The organism is Vibrio sp. 10N.247.311.47 (assembly GCF_041467535.1).
GTDB classification, from domain to species: Bacteria; Pseudomonadota; Gammaproteobacteria; order Enterobacterales; family Vibrionaceae; genus Vibrio; species Vibrio crassostreae_C.
In genome coordinates this window covers 1-1,873 of record NZ_JBFSUR010000094.1, presented here as the reverse complement: position 1 = coordinate 1,873, position 1,873 = coordinate 1, and the positions used below count along the sequence as shown (strand labels likewise).

The window sequence follows — 1,873 nt, the reverse complement described above, 5'->3', positions numbered from 1 at the left end:
AACCACCGACACGAGGATTTTCAATCCTCTGCTCTACCGACTGAGCTATCCGGGCGACGAGGTGTATTAAACGTGTTTTCGCGTTCTGGGTCAACATTAAATTGCAAAAAAAGTATCGTTTGATGTTTTTCTATACTTAGTGGGTTGTTTTTGCTCATTTGGGGTGAAAAACCTATGTCTAGCATGCCCTAAAAGATAGTAAAACTACGGTTAACTACACTGAATGGGCGCCGAAATAAAAAAAGCACGTATGAAAACGTGCTTTTTTATTTGAAAATTTTCTAGGGAGTTTAGTGTTTTACTTCAAACCTATTAACCCAAGCTTCTAATTCGTTGGAAAGAGAGGCAAGAGTTTGGGTGCTGTTATGACTTTCTGTTACGACATTGCTCAGTTGGTTACCGCTCTCTTCGATCATATTGATACGCTTCGATATATCATCGCTCACCTGAGTCTGCTCAGCGGCCGCTGTTGCGATTTGATGACTCATTGATGAAATGGACTCTAATGCGACAACAATCTGTTGTAGTGCTTCAGAGGCGTTTTGAGACTCTGTTACGGTGCTTTCACTGGTCGCGGCACACACTTCCATGGTTTGAATTGCGTTGCGAGATCCCTCTTGAAGGTTATTAATCATTAATTGGATTTCTTTTGTGCTCGATTGTGTTCTGCCTGCAAGGTTACGAACCTCATCTGCTACAACAGCAAATCCACGACCTTGTTCGCCAGCTCGAGCTGCTTCAATGGCTGCATTTAGTGCCAATAGGTTAGTTTGCTCCGCTATATCACCAATCACATCCAATACTTTTGCAATGTTGTTTACATCGTTATCTAGGTTAGCGACAGCTTCGCTTGCTGTGCCTAGTTGGCCTGCTAAGCCTTGAATGTTATCTACTGTGTTGTGAATGAGTTGTTGGGTATGCTGGCTCTGTTTGTCGGCCTCGTCGGTGTTGCGCGCGGTATCGCTAGCTGAAGCAGCTACGTTATTGGCTGAAGAGGCCATCTCGGTCATTGCTGTCGCGATCATCTCTGTTGATTGCTGTTGGGTGTCTGTCAGTTGACCAATTGACCCAGCGCGATCTTCTACGCGCTGCAGTTCGCCTCTTAATGCCAGCATTGAAGCGTCAAGGTTTGATACTAGCTCAGCCAATGACTTACTCATTTGTTGTACGGCGTGATAGATACTGCCGTCAATTGCCTGAGTTTCGAAAGAGGTTTGAATTCGACCTTGTGCTACGGCTTGTACTGCTTCTCGTACGTCTTTAGGTTCGCCGCCAAGAAGCGCTAGCATGCGTTTAATGGATACAATTAGGCTCGCCAGAATAAGACCAGCAATCACGACACAAAGGAATAGCTGCCATTGAGCAGTAGACCAAAAACGAGCGTTAGCTTCATTGAACCCGATACCAGTGCCGACAACCCAACCCCAATGTGGCGTTTTCTCTGCAATAGACAGTTTTTCTTCAATCGTTCCATCTGGCAGTTTTTGTGTCCAGGTGTACTCAATGATCTCGCCAGTACGATTACCAAGTACTCTTTGGATTAGCAGCCCAACACTATTGCCGTCGCCATCTTTAAAGTCGTTAAAACTGGTTCCGTGCAGTTGAGGATCTAATGGTGTCGCGATAAACGTCATGTTCTCATCGGCTACGTAAACATATTCATTATCTTTATAGATGTTGTTGCGTAGAAGGCGAGTAGCTAGTTGCTTGGCTTGCTCTTCTTCTAGTGTGCCATCAATCGCCATTTTTTCGACTTCAGTAAGAATGCTGTATGCGCTCTTAAACAGCTCTGTTACGCGAGCTTTGTTGTCCATGTTGCTAGGGCGTGTTGATCTTTGCTGTACATTTCGCGTTCAACAATACATCGGTAGCC

General features: G+C 45.0%; 1 protein-coding gene. It reads right to left on the bottom strand.

The features are described from left to right. Positions 1-290: 290 nt before the first annotated feature. Positions 291-1,814: a methyl-accepting chemotaxis protein gene (locus tag AB6E51_RS24335; protein ID WP_372140296.1), complete on the bottom strand. Its 1,524-nt coding sequence runs from the start codon at positions 1,812-1,814 to the stop codon at positions 291-293. Positions 1,815-1,873 lie beyond the last annotated feature (59 nt).